Genomic DNA, 7,292 nt, shown 5'->3' on the forward strand with positions numbered 1-7,292 from the left:
ATTTTCTTTATTGCGTTGTTGTTTTACCCAGCTACCATAAGCTGAAGCAAATTTTACAATATCAACAGGCGTTAAGTTATCGCCAACACCTCCACCTATTGTACCGCGTATTCCTGAAATTGATTTTATTAAAGTCATTTTTGATATTTAGTTGGTAGAAAAATTGTTAAATATTGAGCGATTCAAAAAATTCTTTTAAAGTAAACTCACTGAATATTTAGGCAAATATACAATTCCAAAACGGGAATACTTCAAAGGTATTTTGTAAATTGCCTTATGAATTTTCTGGCACACATATACCTTTCTGGAAACGACAAAGATATTATAATAGGTAATTTTATCGCTGATGGAATTAAAGGAACTAGCTACACAAATTACCCGGTAGGTATTCAAAAAGGTATTTTATTACACAGAGAAATTGATACCTATACAGATGCACATCCAATAGTACGACTAAGTACTAAAAGACTTCACAAAAACTATGGACACTTCAGTGGAATCATTGTTGACATTCTTTATGACCACTTTTTAGCAAAAAACTGGAATAATTACAGTGATATCCCTCTTGAGGTATACGTAGAAAACTTTTATAACTTGCTAAACGAATATCACGAAGTACTTCCTGCTCGCATTCAGAGAATGTTACCCTACATGCTTACTGATAACTGGCTCTTGAGCTATGCTACTATCCCCGGGATTAGTAAAATTCTATATCAAATGAATTTTAGAACAAAAAATAAGTCCAGAATGAACCTGGCGGTTGTTGAACTAGAAGAATATTACAATGATTTTGAAAATGAATTCACTAATTTTTTCAATGAACTAATTCCCTTTTCCAAACAAAAACTTAAAGAAATAAATAAACTATTTGAGAATTAATTTTATAACATCTTTTTACCTTTGAAAGCAATTTAGTACTTGTAAGAATTTTGAAGGAATTAATTTCAATATAGTTAAAATAAATAATTTATACTAAAATATGTAAGTATTTTACTACTTATTGTAAGAAATTTACTAAATTAGCACACTTGCTAACTAATAACTAACACATTAAATATTAAACAGTAAAACTATTGGGGGTTAATTTTACTGGGTTTTTTACGATTTTTTTTGAATATTATAGACTAATTTTATTCAGTAATATTTTGTAAGAAAACCCATTGAATTTTGATATTACCGCATTAACTTCTTGATTGAATATTTCTTTAATCTCCCCTTTTTATTTGCTGATTATCAATAATGGGAAATAAATCTTTTATTAAAGATATTCTTGCTCTAATACCACTTATTTTAAGTGGGGTGCTTGTCATTACCCTTGGATATTTATTATGGAGTAAATTAAACAGAACTCCCGAATTTATCAGCACCCTTAACTCAATTCTAAACACAGCTCTAATAGTTAGTGGAATTCTGGCAGTTGTAATCATGTTTTATCTGGCAACGATAGTCATTAACCTGAGAAACACTCGAAACAGTATTGTATCAGATTTGGATAATGTGACTCAAAAAATGCACAATTTCAGAAATATCATTGATTTGTTATATCGCTCTAAAATGTGGCTGCCGGGTTTAAAACAATACCTCGATGAAGAGTATTCAAATTTAAACTTTTTTGAAGTTAAAGAATTTTACAAAGGGTATTCTAAACTTGCAATAGAATTTCTCCAGGAAAATCATCCTTATCAGGATACAGAAAATCTCTATTTGGAATTTAAAGCACTGCTATTAACTTCGCCTAAAGAAAAAATTATAACTGAAAATATCAGATACCCTCGACACTATGATAAAGCTATTGTTGAAAAATGGTTAGAACACAAATGTGGATCAGGACTTTGGTATTACTTTGGTTATAAATTCGCCACTTATAAAAGTGCATTGGATCTGGAAGCTGTTTATGAGCGTCACCAGGATAAAATTATGACACTGGCACAGTCAATTGATAGCGAAACTTTTGAAGATTCTTCTTTTAATGAAGTTTTTCTTTCAAAACTAGGCGAATATATGAATAAGGATGTAATTCCAAAATTACATCAGTTTCAAACATTTGCTGCACAGAAATTACCAAAAATGGTAAACTACATTTTTATTATTTTTATAACTCTTGTTATTAGTGGTGTCTTATTACCTCTCGTATATCAACTTTTTGAATTACACCCTTTCCTGGCAATAATAAGTGTCTCAATTACAATTGGAATTATCTTTTACATTACTACTTCATTTTATCAGTTTCTGACCAAAGAAATTGAGGTTTAAAAATTCAAAATATTCCCAATTATTTAACAATTCACAACAAGCTGTTTCCTAAAATTTTGATGTGAAATAAGTATCTTTGCCGTTATGACAAAAAATGACGATTTTATCTCTGTTTTAGGTGCACGCGTACACAATCTAAAAAACATTGATGTTCACATTCCAAGAGAAAAACTAGTAGTGATTACAGGACTGTCAGGCAGTGGCAAGTCTTCACTTGCATTTGATACTATCTATGCAGAAGGTCAACGAAGATATATTGAAACATTTTCAGCATATGCCAGACAGTTTTTAGGCGGCCTTGAACGCCCGGATGTTGATAAAATAGATGGTTTATCTCCTGTCATAGCAATTGAACAAAAAACCACCAGTAAAAGTCCCAGATCGACTGTTGGCACAATCACTGAATTATACGACTTTTTAAGGCTACTCTATGCAAGAGCTGCAGATGCCTACAGCTACAATACAGGTGAAAAAATGGTTAGTTACAGTGATGAACAAATTAAATCACTTATTGAAAAAGACTATTCAAATAAAAAAATTACTATACTCGCACCCACAGTTCGTGCCCGTAAAGGACATTATAGAGAGCTCTTTGATCAAATTGCTAAACAAGGCTTTGTTAAAGTAAGAATTGATGGTGAAACCCACGACATCTCAAAAGGAATGAAAGTGGACAGGTATAAAACCCACGATATTGAAATTGTGATTGACAGACTGCAGCTTGATAGTAAAACAACATCAACAAACAGACTAGGTGAAGCCATCAAGACTGCAATGTATCATGGTGATAACATTTTAATGCTATTAGAACATGAAACTCAAGAAGTAAGGTATTTCAGTAGGGCACTAATGTGTCCAAAAACAGGAATTTCTTACCCGCTTCCTGAACCAAATAATTTTTCTTTTAATTCACCAAAAGGCATGTGCCCCAGATGTAATGGATTGGGGCATCTTTATGAAGTGAATATTGACAAAATTATTCCCAATAAAAAACTATCAATACAACAAGGGGCATTGGCTCCACAGGGACCTCAAAAAAATAATTGGATTTTTAAGCAGTTAGAATTAATCGCAATAAAATACAATTTTAAGCTTTCAGAGCCTTTTGAGAAAATTCCAAAGGAGGCCTTGGAAATAATTTTATACGGAGGAAAAGAAAAATTTGAAATAGAAAGTAAGTCTCTCGGAATCACAAGAAGTTACAAAATTGACTTTGAAGGAATTGCTACGTTTCTGCAAAACACCTACAACAATAATGAATCTACCTCACTCAAACGCTGGGCAAAAGAATATATGAATCACATTCAATGTCCAGACTGTGAAGGTAGCCGATTGAAAAAAGAATCTCTATATTTTAAAATAAACAATAAAAACATATCCCAATTGGCAGCAATGGATATTGACGAACTCCAACGCTGGTTTTTAGCACTTCCTAAAAAACTTTCAAAAAATCAATTCAAAATTGCTGAAGAAATTTTAAAAGAAGTTAATTCAAGAATTCAGTTTCTAACAGATGTTGGTTTAAACTATTTATCACTCAACAGAAGTTCAAAATCACTTTCGGGTGGGGAAGCACAACGCATTCGACTTGCAACCCAAATTGGTTCGCAACTTGTGGGTGTTTTATATATTCTTGATGAACCCAGCATTGGCTTACACCAAAGAGATAACGCACGCCTCATTAGCGCGTTGGAACAATTGAGAGATTTGGGAAATTCAATCATCGTTGTTGAACACGATAAAGATATGATTGAAAAAGCAGATCATATCATCGATATAGGACCTGCAGCTGGAAAACACGGCGGGGAAATTATTTCTGAAGGAAATCCGGTTGAAGTAAAAAAACATAAAACGCTTACTGCTGAATATCTCAATAATACCAAACAAATTGAAATTCCTAAAAAAAGAAGAGATGGCAATGACAAAAAAATAGTACTTAAAGGTGCTACAGGAAACAATCTAAAAAACGTAACTCTTGAAATTCCATTAGGTAAAATGGTTGGAATTACAGGTGTTTCTGGCAGTGGAAAATCTACCCTGATAAATGAAACTCTCTACCCAATTTTAAACGCACACTTCTTTAACGGGGTGAAAAAACCGCTTCCTTACAAAAAAATTACAGGCCTTGAACACATAGACAAAGTGATTGATGTTAACCAATCACCAATTGGAAGAACTCCACGTTCTAACCCGGCTACCTATACTGGTGTGTTTTCAGAAATCAGAAATCTTTTTTCGAAAATGCCCGAAGCTATGATAAGAGGTTACAAGCCTGGCCGCTTTAGTTTTAATGTAAAAAGTGGAAGATGTGAAACCTGTCAGGGAGGTGGTTTAAAAGTAATTGAAATGAATTTCCTGCCAGACGTCTATGTTGAATGTGAAACTTGTCAGGGAAAACGTTTCAACAGAGAAACACTTGAAATTAGATACAAAGGAAAATCAATTTATGATGTATTGGAAATGACCATCAATGAGGCTGTGCCGTTTTTTGAACACATTCCTAAAATTTACCGTAAAATAAAAACAATCCAAGATGTTGGTTTAGGATATATTACACTTGGACAGCAATCAACTACCCTTTCTGGAGGTGAAGCTCAACGTGTGAAATTGGCAACAGAACTTTCTAAAAGAGATACCGGAAGCACACTTTACATCCTCGATGAACCCACAACAGGCCTCCATTTTGAAGACATTCGGGTATTGTTGATTGTTTTAAATAAGCTGGTGGAAAAAGGAAATACTGTGATAGTAATTGAACACAATTTAGATGTTATTAAAACTGTTGACCATATTATCGATATAGGACCCGAAGGTGGAAAAAAAGGCGGGAAAATAATCACTTCCGGTACACCGGAAGAAGTTGTCAAGCATAAAAGCAGTTATACTGCCAAATTTTTAAAAAAAGAACTATTTTAGCATTTGACCTTAGGATAAAATCAATTTAACTTGTTATAGTATTATAGACATATGAGAAGAGATAAGCACTCCCGTGAATGGAATGAAGTAAAAACAAATGACTCCTGGGCCATTTTCAAAATAATGGGAGAATTTGTAAACGGTTATGAAAAAATGAGCCGCATTGGCCCCTGTGTTTCAATATTTGGCTCTGCACGTACAAAACCTGACAATAAATATTACAAATTGGCAGAAAAAATTGCCAGAAAAATTACTGAAAGTGGTTATGGTGTAATCACCGGGGGAGGCCCCGGAATTATGGAAGCCGGAAATAAAGGGGCGCACCTCGCAGGAGGAACCTCGGTTGGATTGAATATTGCATTGCCGTTTGAACAACACGACAACCCCTATATTGACAGTGATAAAAGCCTAGATTTTGATTACTTTTTTGTAAGAAAAGTAATGTTTGTGAAATATTCTCAAGGTTTTGTGGTCATGCCGGGAGGTTTTGGGACACTTGATGAACTTTTTGAAGCAATGACACTCATTCAAACCAATAAAATTGATAGTTTTCCAATTATATTAGTCGGCACAGAGTTCTGGTCTGGTCTTCTTGACTGGATAAAAGAAACTCTCTCAGTCAAATTTCAAAATATAAGTCCAGATGATATTGATTTGTTTCATGTAGTTGACACTGAAGATGAAGTCCTACAAATACTTGACAGCTTCTATGGGGAATACAATTTAAGTCCTAACTTTTAAACAATTTTATTCAACCATTATGGCTTTAAATAAATACATTCTTTTTCTCCTTTTAGTTTCTTTCCAGGGAGTTTTTGCTCAAGAAACAATTAAAACAATGTTTTACAACGTGTTTGACTTTCCTTCTGCTCCCCCATCAAACAGACCGGAACTTTTAAAGAATATTTTAAACACTTATCAACCAGATATTTTTATGATTTGTGAGTTGGAAAATGAATTTGGTGCAGACCTGATCTTGAACAATTCACTGAATTCAACTAGTACAACATATTCTCGTGCTCCATATTTTGATAACCAATCGGGAAATGCTGAATTGCAACAACTAATTTTTTATAAATCTGAAAAGTTCACTCTGGCTGCAATTGATATTATTACAACAACGGTAAGAGATATTAATAGGTACAGGTTACTGTTACACACAGATGACCAGTCAACAAATCCTTTGTATTTAGACATTTATGTCACCCACCTGAAATCAAGTACAGGTACATCCAACCAGCAGTTGCGCTTACAAATGGTAACCCAACTAACTAATTATTTAGCTGCAATAGATTCAGACTCTTACGTCATTTTTGCCGGCGATTTAAATGTATATTCGGCTTCTGAACCTGCTTATCAACACCTTTTAGACCCTGACAATTCAATCACTTTTGCTGACCCAATAGATGCACCAGGTTCTTGGAATAACAATGCTTCATTTTCTTACCTACATACCCAAAGCACTCGGTTGAGTAGTTCAGGCTTTGGTGGTGGTGCAGGTGGTGGTCTAGATGATCGATTTGATTTTATTCTTATTTCAGAAAACATGCTTGATAACCCTGAAATGATGTATGTGGAAAACAGCTATAAAGCCTATGGAAATAACAGCAATTGTTTCAATGATAGAATTGACTCACCCGACTGTAATGGAGTTTTTGAACAAAGCTTGCGGGATAACCTATATTTGATGAGTGATCATTTGCCGGTTGTAATGGAGCTTCAAACAGACAGAACATTATCAACCTCAACAATTGCCTTTCTAGAACCAATAACCTTCCCTAAAGGTACTATAACATCAGATGTTTTGGAACTAAAAGTGTCAAATGAAATTAAAAATCAGTTAGATTTTCATATTTACAATGTTTTAGGACAACAAATAAAAACCATTTATAATTCAAACACTCAACAAGTCAATATAGATGTTTCAGGAGTAGCTCCCGGCATCTACTATTTAAAAGTTTCACCCTATAATAAAACCTATAAGTTTATTAAAAGATAATTGAAAAAAAAGATTGTATTTTTAAGTTGTTTACTGTTAGTGTGTGCAGTTAATAGTATGGCACAACACAATCTTTATATTGATGTGCAACTTGAGACCGAGGAACATCTTTTACAGATCAGAC

The 7,292-nt window shown here is 33.6% G+C and carries 5 protein-coding genes and 1 pseudogene; 5 read left to right on the plus strand and 1 reads right to left on the minus strand.

Annotation, left to right across the window (positions count from 1 at the left end; all coding sequences use genetic code 11):
- A pseudogene (locus AACY61_RS06255) lies at positions 1–138 on the minus strand (phosphoglucosamine mutase); the annotation flags it as partial.
- Between the two features lie 138 nt (positions 139–276).
- Here AACY61_RS06255 and AACY61_RS06260 point away from each other — a divergent pair.
- The 5 genes from AACY61_RS06260 (at position 277) to AACY61_RS06280 (ending at position 7,168) form a co-directional block, all read left to right on the plus strand.
- Positions 277–879 (plus strand): acyl carrier protein phosphodiesterase, encoded by a 603-nt coding sequence (locus tag AACY61_RS06260; RefSeq protein ID WP_339610724.1) that lies wholly within the window; start codon positions 277–279, stop codon positions 877–879.
- Positions 880–1,239: 360 nt separating this feature from the next.
- The gene (locus tag AACY61_RS06265; protein WP_339610725.1) at positions 1,240–2,253 is read left to right on the plus strand and encodes a hypothetical protein; all 1,014 of its coding nucleotides are present in this window, start codon (positions 1,240–1,242) and stop codon (positions 2,251–2,253) included.
- Between the two features lie 84 nt (positions 2,254–2,337).
- Positions 2,338–5,169 (plus strand): excinuclease ABC subunit UvrA, encoded by a 2,832-nt coding sequence (gene uvrA, locus AACY61_RS06270; protein ID WP_339610726.1) that lies wholly within the window; start codon positions 2,338–2,340, stop codon positions 5,167–5,169.
- A gap of 51 nt (positions 5,170–5,220) precedes the next feature.
- Entirely contained in the window at positions 5,221–5,910 is a 690-nt protein-coding gene (locus AACY61_RS06275; protein ID WP_339610728.1) for a TIGR00730 family Rossman fold protein, read from the plus strand.
- A 19-nt stretch (positions 5,911–5,929) separates the two neighbouring features.
- The gene (locus tag AACY61_RS06280; RefSeq protein ID WP_339610729.1) at positions 5,930–7,168 is read left to right on the plus strand and encodes a T9SS type A sorting domain-containing protein; all 1,239 of its coding nucleotides are present in this window, start codon (positions 5,930–5,932) and stop codon (positions 7,166–7,168) included.
- Positions 7,169–7,292: the final 124 nt, after the last annotated feature.

The sequence above is a fragment of the uncultured Planktosalinus sp. genome, assembly GCF_963973675.1.
In the GTDB taxonomy this organism is placed as follows: Bacteria; Bacteroidota; Bacteroidia; order Flavobacteriales; family Flavobacteriaceae; genus Planktosalinus.